The organism is Cronobacter dublinensis subsp. dublinensis LMG 23823 (assembly GCF_001277235.1).
In the GTDB taxonomy this organism is placed as follows: domain Bacteria; phylum Pseudomonadota; class Gammaproteobacteria; order Enterobacterales; family Enterobacteriaceae; genus Cronobacter; species Cronobacter dublinensis.
The window spans coordinates 2,854,144-2,872,131 of the sequence record NZ_CP012266.1; the positions used below are offsets into that span (position 1 = coordinate 2,854,144).

Genomic DNA, 17,988 nt, shown 5'->3' on the forward strand with positions numbered 1-17,988 from the left:
AAGACTCGCAATAAAAAAGGCCGCGCGATGCGGCCTTTTTCGTTTCGTCAGATTAACGCGTCTGGCGGACGTTATATTCACGCAGCGCGTTGCGGCCAAGCACAATGCCTGCGCCAATCAAACCGCCCAGCAGTACGGCCAGCACCAGTACCAGGGCACGTTTCGGGCTGTCGCGGCGCAGCGGCTCGTTCGGCTTCATGACATAGCGATAAGCATGCAGCGACGATTCGTCAATTTTAAGCTTCGAAATATCGAGCAGGTTCTGTTTTGTCAGGTAATACGCATCGGAGAAGACCAGCGGACGCGTCGCTTCGTTTTTAATCATTGAAGAGAGCGCCTCGCTGCCTAAGAGAAACAACGTGTCCTGCGTGACTTCCTGCGCTTGCGGCATCTGCGGCGACGTTACGTTCGCTTCCTGCGCGAACTTGAGCGCTTCGGCAATCTGCTTGATGCGCAGATCTTTCTGCTCCTGCGCCACTTTTTCCTGCGAGGAGAGCGACTCCTGGAGCTCTTTCGCGCGGGCCGTTACGTTATCGCTAAGGTCTTTATTCAGCTCTTTGGCGATCTGCTCATCCACCTGCTGAATGTATTCGGCCAGTTTTTTCTGCGCGGCCTGAGGCGTTTGCGCCTGATAAGTGACTTTCAACGGCAGCGGCTGGCCTTTGACAGCCATATCGATGGTCAGCTGCTCAGGCTCCTGCTGGTTTTGCAGCGATTCCGACAGCGCCGAAAACGCGGAGCTGAAGCGCCCCACTACGCGCTGCTGCACGTCGGTAACATTCGGCGCGTTGGTGCCGTAGAGAATGTTCATCGCGTTGTTATAGCTGGCTACCTGACCGGCATCCGGCATCGTCACGATAGCCGTAGAAGTCCATTTTTCTTTGGCGATGAAAAGAAAAAGCACGGCCAGAATAATCGTCACGATGACGGTCGCAATAATAGTGAGACGTCCGCGCCAGAGCTGCATCAGCAGGTCGATAAGGTCAATCTGTTCCGGGTTCCCATTGCTGTGGTGAATAGCGCCACCCTGAAATTCTTTGCTCATAGAGTCCTTGTTGGTCATCTAATTATTATGAGAAAGCCACACCAGCCATGAGTGTAGATGCAAGGCGTTATGATTGCATAGCGAAGCGCGAATGTGACTTGGGAAAATACTGAAAAACAAGGCGCTTGCTGGCCTTCATCGCGGCGGGCGGCGATCGTCAGACACAAAAAAAGCCCGGCATCACCACCGGGCTTGTTTACTAAACAAAGGAAACGTTATTCCATCCACTCGGTGTGGAAAACGCCTTCTTTGTCGGTGCGCTTATAAGTGTGCGCGCCGAAGTAGTCACGCTGCGCCTGGATGAGGTTCGCCGGCAGCACCGCGGAACGGTAGCTGTCGTAGTAGGCGATGGCAGCGGAGAACGTCGGGGTCGGGATGCCATTCTGCACAGCATAAGCGACAACATCACGCAGGGCCTGCTGATAGTCGTCCGCCGCTTTCTTGAAGTACGGCGCCAGCAGCAGGTTGGCGATAGATGGATTTTCTGCATAAGCGTCGGTGATTTTCTGCAGGAACTGGGCGCGAATAATGCAGCCTGCGCGGAAAATCTTCGCGATTTCGCCGTAGTTCAGATTCCAGTTATGCTCTTCAGACGCGGCACGCAGCTGGGAGAAGCCCTGCGCGTAAGAGACAATTTTACCGAGGTACAGCGCGCGACGCACTTTCTCGATGAACTCGCCTTTATCACCTGCGAACGGTTTCGCCTGCGGGCCGCTCAGCACTTTGGACGCCGCGACGCGCTGCTCTTTCAGGGAGGAGATGTAACGCGCAAATACGGATTCAGTGATGAGGGACAGCGGTTCGCCGAGATCCAGCGAGCTCTGGCTGGTCCATTTACCGGTGCCTTTGTTTGCCGCTTCGTCGAGGATAACGTCGACCAGGTAGGTACCGTCTTCGTCTTTTTTGGTGAAGATGTCTTTGGTGATATCGATAAGGTAGCTGCTCAGCTCGCCTTCGTTCCACTCAGAGAAGGTTTTCGCCAGTTCTTCGTTAGACAGGTTCAGACCGTGCTTCAGCAGGGAGTACGCTTCTGCAATGAGCTGCATGTCGCCGTATTCGATCCCGTTGTGCACCATTTTGACATAGTGACCCGCGCCGTCCGGACCGATGTAGGTCACGCAAGGTTCGCCTTCGGCAACGGCCGCGATCTCTTTGAGGATCGGCGCAACCAGCTCATAAGCTTCTTTCTGGCCGCCAGGCATGATAGACGGGCCTTTCAGGGCGCCCTCTTCGCCACCGGACACGCCGGTACCGATGAAGTTGAAACCTTCTTCGGACAGTTCGCGGTTACGACGAATGGTGTCCTGGAAGAACGTATTGCCTCCATCAATGATGATGTCGCCTTTTTCCAGATAGGGCTTCAGGGAGTCGATAGCTGCGTCCGTACCCGCGCCGGCTTTCACCATCAGCAGGATGCGGCGCGGGGTTTCCAGCGACTCGACAAACTCCTGAACGGTATAATAAGGCACCAGTTTCTTGCCGGGATTCTCGGCAATCACTTCTTCGGTTTTTTCACGGGAGCGGTTGAATACGGAGACGGTGTAACCACGGCTTTCAATGTTGAGCGCCAGGTTGCGCCCCATGACTGCCATACCGACGACGCCGATCTGTTGCTTGGACATTACATACTCCTGTCAGGTTTGGTCACCGCGACGTGTGCGCGGCTTGGAAATGTATCTTAGATGTTAACCCAGGTACGTCGGAAGTGAGAAGTTAAAATAAGGAACAAAAATTTAAGGAGTCAAATTTCAACCGGAATAGAATTTTTTATCGTTTGGACGGATTTCCAACTGTTAATTATTTAAAACACAGCCGCCGTCTGCAGGGAACAGGCGACAAACACTGACAAGATTTTGTAAAACAGTTCAATTCCTCTGGTTTGAACAAACCTTTTATATACCATGTTTTTTTAATGCACGAATAACATAGTAGGTAAAATACCAGGCGGATTTTACAGAATTGAATTGCAAATAATGACGGTAGAAAGCCCATTGCGAAGCTAATACTTTTATTTTATTTGAAGAGAGGCTTTGGTGACCTTCACGATAAAGGGCAAGGCTTTCTGGCAAGCACCAGGCATAGTCTACTTTCTCTAAGATTTTTAACCATAATGCCATATCCTGTCGCTTACGAATTGATGGCATATATACTTTACCAATTTCAGCCGTATCATACATCGCAGTCAGACAGCCTATAACATTGGATTTAAGTAATTCAGAATAGTTAACACATCTCGGTGGGTGAATGCGCCCGGTAATCTCGCCTCGTTGATTTATTTTTTGATAATGGGTGTAAGTAAGAGTGTAACCATTATCCAGCATAAACCGCGTTTGCTTTTCAAGCTTTTCCGCATGCCACATATCATCGCTATCTAAAAAAGCGATAAAGCGCCCCTGTGCATGTGATATCGAATTATTTCGTGCTATACCAGCGCCAGAATTAGTGTCATTTTGATATATTTTTATCCGTGAATCAGCAGCAGCTAAATCGCGAAGAATATCCATTGTCCCGTCAGTTGAACAATCATCTGTTATCAACAACTCCCAATGCGGGTACGTCTGATTGATTACAGAATTAATGCTCTCAGATATAGTCGCCGCGGAATTCCATGTTGGCATAATAATTGATACCAAATTGAGCATTCTTTTTCCTATTTTTCGAAATCAACACGACTTAATTGAAAATAAACTAACGTATCTTTAAATTGCTGAGTATTCAGATCATTCAAAACATTAATTTTTTCAAGACCTTTTTTGAATCCAGACAGAGATGGAACATGGTGCACACTTTCCGGCATCACTAACTCGGCATTATAACCTCGGGCTTTTGTTAGTAACTTATACCAAATATCATCGGCATAGGGACAAATTTTTTCAATATTATCAAAATCAGCGACCCGAGCATCCAACGCTTCGCGTGGGTAACAAACACCCGACACACCTGTCGGCATAAGTAAATCATGTGAATATCGATTATCTGTAGCAAGTTTCCAGTTTGTATAATTATTATCAAAATCGATAATTCTTCCACGATAACAATACACTTTATCAGGCATTCTATCTGCCGCAGTTTTAAATCCCTGCAGCCAGTCATCGGGATAAATTACATCATCGTCGGCAGTAATAAAAAAGTTTGCCTGTGGATAATGCTCAAGCATGTAAGAAAGCTTTTTATATGATCTTACATCTCTTTCTACATAGCGGATCACCAATCCTCTTTTACTCTGCTTGTTTAATATGATACGAGCAAGACCTTTAGGCCGATCGTTAGTATAAAGCCACAAAATCACTTTTTCAGGTTTATATCTCTGTTGTAATATCGTTTCTATCGTTAAAAAAACAAAATTCAAACGACTGCCAAATGATGTTAAAGTAACAATATACCCATTACTTTGATTACAGCTCATTTTGGAGTTAAGGCAAAGATAGAAATACTTTCCTGAAAGAAGGATTGATTGTATCGCAAGTTTAATCTTGGTTATAAATCGCATAATTTACCATGAAAACATATTGCAAAAAATATCACCTAAATAACCTTAATTCATGCACATTTATTTAATTTTCAGGTATTGAGACAGCTCTGACTGGCTGGCATGCTGAAAATAAAAGAAATCATCTTGCATATTTATCGGCCTGTCCCTTCCATACCCTATAGGTAAATAATCATAACGCCCTAACAAAGTGCACACTTTATTTTGCAAACGCCAAAAAAGCCTTTTCAAAAACTTGTTTTTTGAAGCAACAAATAAAAACTTTGGTACAAAATTAAAAAACGGACTTGTTGCCAGGGCGAATTTTTTTTCAGGCGATATCTGAGAATCATCAAAGTCTATTAAATAAATTCTGGCTAAAAATTTATCAATCGCCTCTTTTTTAATAATGAAAAATGACTGCTGCAGAGGATTGTTAAAATCATTGCATTTACCAAATGCATAGGGTTTGCTCATGTGTTTGATGCAATGTTCTATAATACCATCGCCAAACAACAGCACGTCTTGTTCTACATAAACATAATAATCACAATCACAGTTTTGAGCATAGGACATGGAGTGTAATACTGACCGCATCCAACCTGAATATTTACCTTTAAGGCTGGTCGAATGCCCACCATTTTCATTTAACGATACAAAATTAATTGAACCTTCTAAATCTGGCACAACAGGTGAATTGCTATCAACTATATAAATACGTTCAGGTGAAGTGAATTTTGTAATAGCGTTATACCACTCCTTATGGAAAGCAGGGCCGCGTATTATTTCATCGCCATAAAGTTTTTCTCTGGTATCTTTTTCAGTCGAACACCACCAACCTGAACCAATAATGTATTTCATAATTACCTGAATTTATCTTCTGAAGAGAATATCTATTGGATAACTTATAAGAGATTGCTTGCCGAACAGTGTAATAGCGTAATCCCCATAATCATTTGTATAAAGAAATCTAATAAATGTTAAACATATAAAGATAAAAAACAGCGATTCCATTAAATGAATATTTTTGAGATATTGTTTGTATAAAGTGGTGATGTTGTAAAAGAAGAACGCGCTGAATGCGACGATAGGCATTCCAAGCCGAGTCGGTAATAAAGAATATTCACGCAAAAAAAGCACGACACAGTATAAACATATAAATATAATTGAAAAAGGATCAATGTCAGACTTATCTTTTCGCGACTTAATCAAAACGACACTTAAGACCAAGAACGTTGCGTGAAGAGGTAGCATCAGCAAGCTCATTATACTGAGCGCTTCTCCATCCGGCATATTATTCATATAAAAGCCAATCTTCCGATCCAGGCCGCCGGTAATATTCGCGAGCGATACAAGGTGTTGAGTTACAAAAGCATCATTAAAAGGAAAAAGAATTGCAACAATGACAACCGGCAATACGAAGTACCACTTCACAAACCTTTTTACTTTATAACTCAGTAAAAAAATACCAATATTCATTACGGCAGAACTGTGTGCAAGCAATGCTAGCCCGGCCCAAAAAACATTACGAAAATAATGCCTTGTCAAAAGCTTGCTTTGAGCTACAAGCGTAATAAAGAAAAGTGTACTTAGCGATTGGCGGCTCAGAAAAAGCCCCTGCTGAATAAATTGTGGATAGAGGATGATCGCCGGGAAAAATTTCAAACCGTTAAAGCCAAAGTAGGTACACAGCGCATACAATAAAACAATATTCATGCATAGCGATTGCATAAATAATGTCGATTTAAAATCCAAGCCTAACTGGTTGCATATACCGTAAAGAAATAAAAGTAAGGGCTCAGATGAAAACTCCTCAACATAAGATATTTTATTCAGGTTTGAAAATACCGCCGAATACGTGCTCAAATCCCCTGTGATATCAATCCCTGAGTTAAAAAAAGCGGAGACTATAATAAGAACACTAACAAACAGTAACCTGTACGGGGTCGGTACCCAAAATATTATAACTGCCAAAAATAGCAGTGAGAGCCATAATGGCATAGTGAGCACAGATAGCGTTGTGAAAATAAAACAAAAGACAAGCCACCTGTCTTCTTTATGTTGACTATTTATTGTTTCCATTTAAGCTCCACGAATGCGTTTGAGAGCCATCTAAATTATAGCCTTGCCAGACATTTAAGTAATTACGCATTACCTTTTCTGGATTATGTCGCTTCAGAGCATAATCACGCGCATTATTTTTAATTGTTTTCATTAGCACAGGATCATCGATGAGTCTTATTAATTCTTTCTCTATAAGATCGACATCTGGCTCAGCAGAAATACCTATATGCTGTTCCTTTTCATATTCAAACCCTGAAAACACCACGGAAGAATATGCCATTCCAAAAATGGCATTCATACCGCGATCATAGCTGTATGTCTGGTCAAGGAAAATATCTGCGCTTTTAATTCTTGTTATATACTCATCAAAAGGTACAGACTTGACAATCTGATAATCAATTTTTCCTGCCAAATTTGATTGCAGGATTCTTTTAACCGCTTCATCTAAAATAAAATTTCCTTTTTTTAGTTCTCGCCCAACTTGCCAGCCGTGAAAAATAGTTATCCTGCTGGAAGATGTATGCACATTAGCATCCATACTATTGGCTTCGTCGAATATTTTCTTGGGCAAAGGTAGCGGAATTATGGGCGTAACTTTATCAATGCCTTCATAAGCAATTGCATATTCAATAAGACCAGGGATAATACCATCACATTGTTTTTCTACATACATGTGTAATTTTTTAAAGAACATACCATACACGTACTTCAGGGAATAAATATATGTATGTAATGTTTTGATAGTAAGATTGCTGAGCGCGGAATATTTAAACCTATTAAGCAGACATGCTTTTACCCATCTATAATCATCGCCAAGAGCACAGAGAAAGAGTTTTTTATTATTTTCTTTTAATTTGCGGACGAATAAATAGCTAGCTATTGAGCCAAAGCAATCTAAAGGAACGGTATTAATAATCTGTACAACATCGTAACCTTTAAGACCGGCAATAACCTTTCTGTGCTTAAAGTATGTAATTAGTCCTTTTGTCCCCGTAACGTCAAGAAACATCCTGGCTAGCGCAGCAAATTTACCCTTTCTTTTCTGAGCAGTTATAGTTATATCACGTGAAAAATTCTTATAAGAATCCCCATCGGAAACAATTATTACATTATGACCATCATCTTTAAGGGCCCGGGCAAGAGTCATATGCACTCCAGAGAACTCACCCACCAGCAATATATTCATAGCAAACGCTACCTTGCAAATCTTTTAAGATTAAAAAACATAATTATAAAATAAAAAATATAGTTTAAAGCATATGCTATGTTAGCACCTTGTACTCCATACAGTAAAACGAAGTAATAAGTGAACAGCACAAGTGTACAACAAAATATGATTTCCGTTGCAACATACCATTTAACTGCAGCTTTAGCGATCATAGGAAAAGCATACAGCCAGGCTAATATTTTTATTACATCCCCAAAAAGCTGGATACCAAACAAATCCCGTGCTGGCTTAAATTCATCCGTAAAAAGTATATATATCGCCAGATCCCGAAAAAGATAAACCCCAAGGGCAAGAATAGATACTATTGGCAGTATTATCTTTGCTGTTTGATTTATTTCATGCTTGATCTCTTCAGCAGACTGAAGCTTTGATAATTGAGGAAGGTAGTAAGTAGTTAATGCCAGTGTAATTATGGCAAGATATACTTCAGAAATTTTCCATACAGCCTGCCACTGTCCTGCGCCTTCCCATCCTACATGGTTAACCAAAATGGTTCTTACCAGTACCAGAGACAAGGGTACAACTATTGCTGACGTGATAGCCATAATGACATAACCGCCAATGGCTTTACGATGAGTTGAAGACGTCTTGCCAATCCAGTATCTTATTTTGAGCCATGGCTGCCGCAGCGAGAGCATCAAAACTACAACGCCTGATATTGAACTATTAAGAGCAGCCGCTATCATCGCACCCTGTAATCTGTATATGTAGATCATCACTGCCATTAATGCGCTTGAAATGATTACAGATATGAAACCAACCGAAATATATTTCTTATATTGCTGCTGACCGTTAGTAACAGAAATGAAAGTAGTATTGATAATAGAAAGGGGTAAGACAATACAGCTTAAAATAACTACCCAATAGAATTTCTCGTTTTGAAAAAGAAAAGCTGAAATCTGGTTACTTAGCAAAACTGCCAGAGGCGCAATAATCAGAAAAAGTCCAAAAGCCCACTGAAGAGAAGCCTGCCACCATTTGGCGCAAGCTTCGTAGCCATTATCGACATGCTCTGCAGTATAGCGGACAACACCACTACCTACAGGCGATGTCACTATTCCATTCAATGAGGTAATCATACTTTGCATCTGGCCCAGCATAGCCATACCTGCCGGGCCTGTATAAATTGCCACGATTTTCGCAATTGCAAAACCACATAGCATTCTTAGTAATGTGAGCATTGCTGTGAAAATCGTAACCGAAAATATTTTCCTCATACAGTAAACTCATTTACAGCTTTGATTACCAAGCTTACCTCTTCTGCTGTCAGGTTTGGATCCATCGGTAAAGACAATACTTCATTGTGGATTCTCTCGGTAACAGGAAGAGAATAATGATTATATTCTTTATATGCCTGTTGCTTATGAGGCGGTAATGGATAATGTATTAATGTCTGGACACCTGAATGCGTCAGATGTTGCTGAAGCAAGTCTCTGTTCTGGGTTCGGATTACAAAAAGATGCCAAACATGTGCTTCTTCTTTTCCTAAAACAGGTAAAGAAATGTGTTGGTTTTTAATTTCATTGATGTAACGATGCGCAATTTTTTTCCGCGCCTCATTTTCTTTATCAAGGTATGGCAGCTTCACACGGAGTATGGCAGCCTGCATTTCATCCAACCGACTATTAACCCCAACATAGAGGTTTTCATATTTTTTATGAGAGCCATAATTACGCAATGCTTTTAACATGGCTGCCAGCTCAGCGTCGTTGGTGGTGATGGCACCTGCATCGCCTAATGCGCCTAAATTTTTACCCGGATAAAAACTGAATGCTGCCGCATCGCCCCATGCACCCGCTTTTTTTCCATTAATCGATGCACCATGGGCTTGTGCGCAGTCTTCCAGCACTAAAACTTTTTTGTCATTTGCAAATTGCCTTATTTCCTCCATAGGGGATATTTGGCCGTATAAATGTACTGGCAAAATCGCTTTTACAGACGGGTCCCAGGCATTTTCAATGCCCGAAGCAGACAGATTATAGTTTTGTTCATTTGGCTCGACTAAAACAGGAATAAGATTATTTTGCGTAATCGCCAGAATCGAAGCAATATAAGTATTAGCGGGCACTATTACTTTATCATTATCCTGAAGTTTACCTAGCTCTTTCCATGCCCTAAGCACGAGCGTTAATGCATCCAGACCGTTTGCTACGCCAATAGCATGCTGTACATTACAATAAGCTGCAAATTCATTTTCAAAATTAGTGACTTCCTGACCATTGATATACCAGCCAGAATCAATGACATTTTCTACGGCCTGCATCAATTCAGTTTTGTAGTTTTCATTGATTTTTTTTAAGTTAAGAAAATTAATCATTACAACTCCATTTCGTAAAAATCATGGACGACTGCTCTGCCCCCAAAACCTTCTTTTTGAGCAATCAACCCAGTATTTAAAAAATTCCCTGAGTCTTCAGTTGAGATACCGAAACTCAGGTATTTTTTATCCGTATAAATTTCTTCAATCAGTGAATATAATATATAATCAAGAGCACCTATTTGTCGCCCTTGTGGTGTATTAGCCATATATTGGGTATGAACAAGGTGCCCATAATCGTAAACCAGCACGCCAGCTAACCACTCCTCTTCTTTTGTAGCTATATATAACTTTAAATTATGTGGAAATCCCATTTTTAACTGCTGAAGTTCAGCCGTGCTATGCACCGGTGTAGCACCAAACCGGGCCAGTACCTCAGAAAGAATTTGGTGAAATTTATCAAAATTGGTTGATTCGCAAACTCTCACACCATTTTTTTTTGCTTTTACTATTGTATTTTTGCGCGAGTCAGACAGCTTAGGTCTTCTTGCAATGTCTATGACGCTTGATATATCCCTACGAACTAATCTCGCAGAGTTCCTGAATAGAGCATATAAATCCTCTTGAGCAGGATACTTAGAAAAAGGATATGGTATAGCTTTATATATAATGTTGTTAATTCCTTTCGCCTTGTAATGCTCTTTTATCAGCTCAAATATATTTAACACATCTACTGCATGCAGTTCGGGAAGTAAGATCAACCCACCAAATGTTAACCCTTGATGGCTATAAGCGGTAGCACCAATACGATTGGCGGGAAATACAGCTACAGGTTTATTTTTTTTCTTTATAATCAAAGAACAATCATCAAAGCGAGCTTCATGATATTTAAAATAATTAATCTGAAATAAGAAGAGACCATTTTTAGCATTTTCGACTACTTGATCCCAGTCATTATAAACACTCTGTTCAAGTTCATGTATCGAAAGCATTTAAATCATTTTCTCCATAATGATAATGTCACATTCATGGTCATTTATTACGAAACCAGACTTCTGATATGCTTTAATTGCCCTGACATTTAAATCACTAACTTTAAGGTAAAGTTTTTTGATACCCTTATTTTTGGCAACATCTTCTAATGCACTAATTAGATACTTGCCTAATCCCTTACCCCACAAATCCTTTTCCCCTATGTACCCCCAATATTCTGCATCATTTTCTTTGATGTTTTTTAATCCAGCAACTCCTATTTTTCTCGATCCAAGATTAACACCGTAAATTATATAATCTTCTCTGTGACTGAGATTATTAAAAAAATTCTCCTGGTCCTGCCGGCTAAAATCACTGGTTAAAGTTAGTTTTTTTATTTCCGGATCTTGTAACCATGTCCAACTCAGCTCAAGAAAATCACGGTCATACGTTGTTAGCGTTAAATTGTCCATCGGCAGCTATCTTTTTAAACAGTGAGTAATCACGAATATAGTCAGACTCATCATAGAGATCATCTGCTAATACCATTAATACACAGTCATCTGAATAGTCGAACATCTCATGCCAGACCATTTTTTCAATTAATAGCCCTTGCGAAGGATCATCAAGACTTATCACTTCCTGGCTAACGCCATCATCCAGCAAAAATTTGCATGTACCTCTAACCGCCACAGCTAATTGCATCAACTGCTTATGGGCATGAAAACCGCGCCTTACACCTTGCTGGGTATCAAACATGTAATAAACACGTTTAATACTAAATGGAACGTTTTTTTGCTCTTCAAGCGCAATCAAAGAACCTCTGGCATCACCATGTTTTTGTAATGGTATAATTTGTATATTCATTTATTCTCTATCAGTTGTAGAAGATATTTACCGTAGTCATTTTTGCGTAAGCCCGCCCCTATAGCTAATAACTCATTATCGCTTAACCAATGATTACGCCAGGCAATTTCTTCTGGGCAGGCAACCATCATGCCTTGTCGTTTTTGTACTGTTTCAACAAAACACCCTGCTTCGATTAAGCTATCATGCGTGCCAGTATCCAGCCAGGCAAAACCACGACCTAATAACTCGACTTTTAACGTATTATTGCGTAAGTATGTATCATTAATATCGGTAATTTCCAGTTCTCCTCGCGCGGAGGGTTTAATTTGCTTAGCGATATTAATTACGTCATTATCATAAAAATATAAACCTGTTACCGCCCAATTTGATTTGGGCTGAACTGGTTTTTCTTCTACTGATAACACGTTAAAAGATTTATCGAATTCAACAACGCCGAAACGTTCGGGATCCTTGACCTGATACGCAAAAATAGTCGCTCCCTCTTGCCTGGTTGCAGCATGTTTTAATATTGGACTGAAGCCCTGGCCAAAGAATATATTATCGCCCAGCACCAGGCATACCGGCTCATTGCCAATAAACTTTTCACCAATTAAAAATGCTTGCGCGAGGCCATCAGGCGAAGGCTGAACAGCATATTCAATATTGATACCAAAATCTTTCCCATCTCCTAAAAGGCGGCAAAAGCTGGCGTTATCTTCAGGTGTGGTAATAATAAGAATGTCACGAATCCCTGCCAGCATTAGCACCGACAACGGATAATAAATCATTGGTTTGTCATACACAGGGAGTAACTGCTTGGAAACGCCCATCGTAATAGGATACAAGCGTGTACCCGAACCGCCTGCCAGTATAATACCTTTCATAATCAGATTAACCCCAGACGGTCAAGTTTATAGTCGCCGCTCTTTACATTCTCAACCCACTGAGAATTTTCCAGATACCATTGCACCGTTTTACGAATCCCTGATTCAAACGTTTCCTGCGGCTGCCAGCCTAATTCCCGACTGATTTTATGAGCATCAATGGCATAACGGCGATCGTGGCCTGGTCTGTCGGCAACGTAAGTGATCTGTTCGCGGTAAGACGTCGCTTTAGGTTTAATCTCATCCAGCAGGTCACAAATGGTTAATACGACATCAAGGTTCTTTTTCTCGTTATGTCCGCCGATATTATAAGTCTGGCCAACCTGCCCTTGGGTCACTACGGTATAGAGCGCACGCGCATGATCTTCTACATATAACCAGTCGCGTATTTGATCACCTTTACCATAAACCGGCAACGGTTTACCATCCAGCGCATTGAGGATCACCAGCGGGATCAGCTTCTCAGGAAAATGGTATGGCCCGTAATTGTTTGAGCAATTGGTCACGATGGTAGGCAATCCATAAGTGCGCAGCCACGCGCGTACCAGGTGGTCGCTTGAGGCTTTCGAAGCGGAGTAAGGGCTACTTGGCGCGTAAGCGGTTTCTTCTGTAAAAAGGGGGAGCGATTCGCCAGTTTGCCACTCATCAGGGTGCGGCAGATCGCCATAGACTTCGTCGGTTGAGATATGATGAAAGCGAAAAGCGGCTTTGCGGTCATCATTTAATGATGACCAATAAGCACGCGCCGCTTCAAGCAGCGTATACGTACCAATGATATTCGTTTCGATAAAGTCAGCCGGGCCGCTGATTGAACGATCGACATGGCTTTCAGCAGCCAGGTGCATAACTGCATCGGGCTGATGTTCTTCAAAGACGCGATCGAGCGCAGCGCGGTCGCAAATATCGACTTGTTCAAAGGCATAGCGTTCATTATTTTCAGCAGAAGATACAGATTCCGGATTGCCTGCGTAAGTAAGCTTATCAACATTGACCACCCAATCCTGGGTATTCTCAATAATATGTCGTACTACAGCAGAGCCAATAAAGCCGGCACCACCGGTGACTAATATTTTCACAGCGAGTTATCTCTTATATGTGGATATTGTGAAAAGGAATTTGTAGTAATGTTCGGTATTTGGAGCATTAATATAAATCACTTCGACATAGCGCTTTAAGAATAACCAATTTCATTTGATGTGCTGTTCACACAATGCTACCGCCCCTGGCTCAACAGCTACCAGTGTACTGAGAAATCTACCATCATTTTTTATCAATCGTAGCGCCCAGGATTTACGCTGAATCTATTGTGAACGCAACCGCCTGACTTACCACGCAGAACGTTTTTTAGCCTTAAAAAAACAAAACGGCAGCGAGTCTGTCGAGTATAAATGCTTATCAACCCGAATGCTCAACTGCCGTTTTATCAAGGCTATCCTGCCTGTATAGCGTACCGCGCATAGCGACTGGCTTACGCCAGGATTTTCTTAATGCTCTCGCGGAACTTCTGCCCTTCTTTCAGGTTACGCAGGCCGTAGTTCACGAACGCTTTCATGTAACCCATTTTTTTACCGCAATCGTAGCTGTCGCCAGTCATCAACATCGCTTCAACAGGCTGCTTCTCGTTAAGGCGCGCGATGGCGTCAGTCAGCTGAATACGGCCCCAGGCGCCCGGCTCGGTTTTCGCCAGCTCTTCCCATACGTCGGCGGAAAGAACATAACGACCAACGGCCATCAGGTCAGAGTTCAGCGTCTGCGGCTGATCCGGCTTCTCGATGAAGTCCACGATACGGCTTATTTTACCTTCGGTATCCAGCGCATCCTGCGTGGTAATCACAGAATATTCAGAGAGATCGCCCGCCATACGCTTCGCCAGTACCTGACTGCGGCCATTTTCCTGGAAGCGAGCAATCATAGCGGCCAGGTTATAGCGCAGCGGGTCAGCAGAAGCGGCGTCAATAATAACATCCGGCAGCACGACCACAAATGGGTTATCGCCAATAATTGGGCGCGCGCAAAGAATAGAGTGGCCAAGCCCCAGCGGCTGCGCCTGGCGGACGTTCATGATGGTTACGCCTGGCGGGCAGATGGACTGCACTTCCGCCAGAAGCTGGCGCTTCACACGCTGCTCAAGAAGAGCTTCAAGTTCGTAGGAAGTGTCGAAGTGGTTCTCAACCGCGTTTTTGGAGGAGTGGGTAACCAGCACAATTTCCTTGATCCCAGCCGCCACGATTTCGTCGACAATGTACTGAATCATTGGTTTATCGACAATCGGCAGCATCTCCTTCGGAATCGCCTTGGTGGCAGGCAGCATGTGCATGCCGAGCCCTGCGACGGGAATAACTGCTTTCATATTAACCATCTCTATCCACCTCTAAATGTTTGTTATCTTGAATTTGGTCAATCACAGCCACGTGATTTAGTAAAAAATGTCTCAATGGCTGTCATTCTGCGATTTTCAGATACCTGATAACATAAGAACTGACTTAACTCTTAATTGGGCTCAGAGAATTCGGAAAACAGCCAAATACGATTTCCAGAGCATCCTTTCCGCGCAGAAAAGAACCTGCGCGTTTTCCTTTAATGCCCGAGCGCTTACTCAGAAACGAAGGTAATGTCGTCGTGTTTTACGGCGACAAATTCATATTGTAGCGTGCGATCGAGCCCTTCTGAGAGCGAGTACGGCGCGACAAAACCAGACTGATGGACTTTGGTGGCATCAAACTGCGTCGTTGCGCAGAATTTTTTCACACGCACGGCGCTGACAGCATACTTCTTACCCGTCACTTTACTCAGCATATCGAAACAGTAGCCACCGAGCATACCGACCGGATAAGGCAAATGGACAGAAGGGATCTTTTTGTCGAGACTCTTCTCCACTTCCGCGACAAGCTGGTTCATGTTCAGATCCGGCTTATCCACGTAATTGTAGACCTGATATCCGGGTGTAACGTTTTTCAGTTTCCAGGTTATAAACTCAACAATGTTTCCAACGTAAGCCATTGATTTATAGTTATTACCTGCGCCAACCATCGCAAAGCGGCCACTGGCAATCTGCTTGAGTAAATTATAAACGTTGCCGCGGTTGCGCTCTCCGAAAATAACCGTCGGGCGCACAATGGTCAGAGAACGGCTTTCCGGTGCGCGGTTAAACCACTCACGCAATACTTCTTCCGCCTGCCACTTACTTTTACCGTAATGATTGAACGGATCGACCGGATGGTTTTCATCGGGGTTCTTTTTATTGAGACCGTACACCGCCACGGAACTGGTGAAGATAATATTCTTGATGTTGTGCTTATCCATCGCTTCCAGCACATTGCGCGTGCCTTCGACATTGACGTCATAATAGAGCGAGGTAGGGCTCACATCATCACGGTGCTCGGCGGCCAGAAGGACAACGGTAGAGCATTCGCTAAGCTGTTTCTCAAGCGAGGCTTTATCACGCACATCGCCCGCTACCGTGATATCGGGATAGAAATGGCTGTTTTGCTTGTCAAAATTCGTGATATCGAAGTCAGACAGTGCCCTCTCAATGAGTCTGGTGCCGACAAACCCAGACGCGCCGATAAAAATTACCTTCTCTTTCATATCCTGCCCGATGCGTTAGTGACTACTTCAATAAAAAACTGAAAGCGCCGCCCTGCCTTCCAGGAAGCAACTTTCAGTTAATGAGGTTCCCTTAATAATTTGAGGAAGTATAAGCTTTTACTGCCGGATCGCCAGTATGAAATCGCGTGATTTTGTTCATAAAACGCGCAGGCGTTGCCTTAAAAAAGCCGCACCGTATGATTGCCTGCCTCGTTTAGCGCGCCTTTTGAGGCAGCGCAAAATTCAGCGCTTCCACCTTCACATGCTGATGATCCACGCGGTCAATGTCGACTGAACTCTGCCCTTTCTCATTCACTGCCTGGATATTCGCGAGAGACAGCAGCGTGTCGTCTTTGGCCATAAAGCGGCCGCGCACGTCTTTACGCAGGTCGAAATGCATCTTCAGCGCCGGGCCAACGGACGACTCCTGCATCACCTTTACGTTGCGCACAAACAGATGCTGCGGTTTGTTATGCAGCTCAAGCGTGGCGCGCTTCATATCGACATTGGTAATGGCGACGAACGAGGTGGCGTTACCGGAAGAGATCTGGATGCCGCGCAGCTTATACGGCAGGTTGCGGTTATCCATATGGATATCGTTAAGCTTGAAGTTCTGCGGAATCGACAGATAGTTACCTTTGATGACGCCATAGCCAATCAGCATTCCGGCGCTGTTCACCATCTGGACGTTATCAATCAGGAAGTTATCACAGCCGTAGATCGCTACCGTCGCGTTATCGATGCCGGCGGTTTTACTGAAGTCTGGCGTGATGTTTTTCGCCTTCACATTACGAATAACGAAATGCTTGCCGTTCTCGACGTGTACCAGCTGGCGGCAGTTGCTGCCGGTAATATTCGCCACGACAAAATTCTTCACCGCCTGGCTTTCCGGGTAGGCATTATCGTAAGTGCTGCCCGCAAGACCGATGCCAATGCCCCAGTTAATTTTGCCGTTCGTGCAGTTGATCTGGTCGAGCACGTGATCGGAGATAAGAAGTTCGGAATCGTTAATCGCGACGTTCCATTCGATAGCATCGCCCTGCAGACGCTCAAAGCGCCCGTTAGTAATGCGCACGTCGCGCAGTTCGTTATGAAAGCCCTGGCGCAGAATGCCGTAGTTGGCGTCGTGAATGTAGATATCGTCAATCACGAGATCCTGCATCTTCTGCGGCTTTTTGCCGCCGATATAAATCTGCATCACCGGGCCGAAGCCGGTCATCTCGATGCCTTTAATCGCCACCTGCGAGCCGCGCACGTCGAGAATAATGTTATGCAGGCGCCCTTTCTTCTCGCCGAGGATCTGGCAGCCGTCCTGGAGAATAAACCGCCCTTTGCCGTTGCCCTTGAGCGCGCCAAGCACCCGCAGGGTTTTACCGGCGGGCATAAACACCGGGCTGTTGATATTGTCGCAGGTGAGGTTCGCGGGCACCTCAACCGTCTGCGCCTCACTGAACGCCAGCTTAAAGGCCTGCGGCCAGTTATCGCGGTAGTAATCGGCGACATTCACCGTTTTGCCGCCGGTAATGGCGTGGGCGGCGCGGCTGTGCAACAGTGGCAGCAGCGCCGTGGCGGCGCTGGCCTGCACGAAAGTCCGGCGGGAAAGGCGCCCGGACGACATCAGTTTACGCATAA

General features: G+C 43.9%; 17 protein-coding genes. All 17 read right to left on the reverse strand.

Annotation, left to right across the window (positions count from 1 at the left end):
- Positions 1 to 52: 52 nt before the first annotated feature.
- The 17 genes from wzzB to wcaM all read right to left on the reverse strand — a co-directional run bounded on the left by wzzB (position 53) and on the right by wcaM (position 17,986).
- Positions 53 to 1,045 carry an LPS O-antigen chain length determinant protein WzzB gene (gene wzzB / locus AFK67_RS13115; protein ID WP_007728948.1) on the reverse strand — a complete coding sequence of 331 codons (993 nt, stop codon included), beginning with the start codon at positions 1,043 to 1,045 and terminating at the stop codon, positions 53 to 55.
- A gap of 215 nt (positions 1,046 to 1,260) precedes the next feature.
- Positions 1,261 to 2,667: an NADP-dependent phosphogluconate dehydrogenase gene (gene gndA / locus AFK67_RS13120; RefSeq protein ID WP_038883264.1), complete on the reverse strand. Its 1,407-nt coding sequence runs from the start codon at positions 2,665 to 2,667 to the stop codon at positions 1,261 to 1,263.
- A gap of 270 nt (positions 2,668 to 2,937) precedes the next feature.
- Entirely contained in the window at positions 2,938 to 3,687 is a 750-nt protein-coding gene (locus AFK67_RS22055; protein ID WP_071602711.1) for a glycosyltransferase family 2 protein, read from the reverse strand.
- 8 nt (positions 3,688 to 3,695) lie between these two features.
- Entirely contained in the window at positions 3,696 to 4,535 is an 840-nt protein-coding gene (locus AFK67_RS22060; RefSeq protein WP_071602710.1) for a glycosyltransferase family 2 protein, read from the reverse strand.
- Positions 4,536 to 4,595: 60 nt separating this feature from the next.
- Entirely contained in the window at positions 4,596 to 5,375 is a 780-nt protein-coding gene (locus AFK67_RS22915; protein ID WP_134792941.1) for a hypothetical protein, read from the reverse strand.
- A 12-nt stretch (positions 5,376 to 5,387) separates the two neighbouring features.
- Positions 5,388 to 6,596: an EpsG family protein gene (locus AFK67_RS13135; RefSeq protein WP_038883262.1), complete on the reverse strand. Its 1,209-nt coding sequence runs from the start codon at positions 6,594 to 6,596 to the stop codon at positions 5,388 to 5,390.
- On the reverse strand, positions 6,580 to 7,764 hold the full coding sequence (locus tag AFK67_RS13140) for a glycosyltransferase family protein (protein ID WP_007728964.1): 1,185 nt from the start codon (positions 7,762 to 7,764) through the stop codon (positions 6,580 to 6,582). Before AFK67_RS13140 ends, AFK67_RS13135 begins: the two co-directional genes overlap by 17 nt.
- Positions 7,765 to 7,772: 8 nt before the next feature.
- Positions 7,773 to 9,023, reverse strand: coding sequence for an O-antigen translocase (locus AFK67_RS13145; RefSeq protein WP_007728965.1), 1,251 nt, complete (start codon positions 9,021 to 9,023; stop codon positions 7,773 to 7,775).
- Positions 9,020 to 10,123, reverse strand: a complete 1,104-nt coding sequence (locus AFK67_RS13150) for a DegT/DnrJ/EryC1/StrS family aminotransferase (protein ID WP_038883261.1) — start codon at positions 10,121 to 10,123, stop codon at positions 9,020 to 9,022. The genes AFK67_RS13145 and AFK67_RS13150 overlap by 4 nt, the downstream gene beginning before the upstream one ends.
- The gene (locus AFK67_RS13155; protein ID WP_038883259.1) at positions 10,123 to 11,055 is read right to left on the reverse strand and encodes a GNAT family N-acetyltransferase; all 933 of its coding nucleotides are present in this window, start codon (positions 11,053 to 11,055) and stop codon (positions 10,123 to 10,125) included. Before AFK67_RS13155 ends, AFK67_RS13150 begins: the two co-directional genes overlap by 1 nt.
- On the reverse strand, positions 11,056 to 11,508 hold the full coding sequence (locus AFK67_RS13160) for a GNAT family N-acetyltransferase (RefSeq protein ID WP_032967536.1): 453 nt from the start codon (positions 11,506 to 11,508) through the stop codon (positions 11,056 to 11,058). It lies immediately after the preceding gene.
- A complete protein-coding gene (locus AFK67_RS13165; RefSeq protein ID WP_032967537.1) occupies positions 11,480 to 11,902 on the reverse strand; it encodes a sugar 3,4-ketoisomerase in 423 nt (140 codons plus the stop codon). Before AFK67_RS13165 ends, AFK67_RS13160 begins: the two co-directional genes overlap by 29 nt.
- Entirely contained in the window at positions 11,899 to 12,768 is an 870-nt protein-coding gene (rfbA, locus tag AFK67_RS13170; RefSeq protein WP_032967538.1) for a glucose-1-phosphate thymidylyltransferase RfbA, read from the reverse strand. The genes AFK67_RS13165 and rfbA overlap by 4 nt, the downstream gene beginning before the upstream one ends.
- A 2-nt stretch (positions 12,769 to 12,770) precedes the next feature.
- A complete protein-coding gene (gene rfbB / locus AFK67_RS13175; protein ID WP_007728977.1) occupies positions 12,771 to 13,844 on the reverse strand; it encodes a dTDP-glucose 4,6-dehydratase in 1,074 nt (357 codons plus the stop codon).
- Between the two features lie 392 nt (positions 13,845 to 14,236).
- Positions 14,237 to 15,127 carry a UTP--glucose-1-phosphate uridylyltransferase GalF gene (gene galF / locus AFK67_RS13180; RefSeq protein ID WP_038870797.1) on the reverse strand — a complete coding sequence of 297 codons (891 nt, stop codon included), beginning with the start codon at positions 15,125 to 15,127 and terminating at the stop codon, positions 14,237 to 14,239.
- Positions 15,128 to 15,360: 233 nt separating this feature from the next.
- A complete protein-coding gene (locus AFK67_RS13185) occupies positions 15,361 to 16,356 on the reverse strand; it encodes an NAD-dependent epimerase/dehydratase family protein (RefSeq protein ID WP_007728981.1) in 996 nt (331 codons plus the stop codon).
- Between the two features lie 214 nt (positions 16,357 to 16,570).
- A complete protein-coding gene (wcaM, locus tag AFK67_RS13190) occupies positions 16,571 to 17,986 on the reverse strand; it encodes a colanic acid biosynthesis protein WcaM (RefSeq protein ID WP_038883258.1) in 1,416 nt (471 codons plus the stop codon).
- Positions 17,987 to 17,988: the final 2 nt, after the last annotated feature.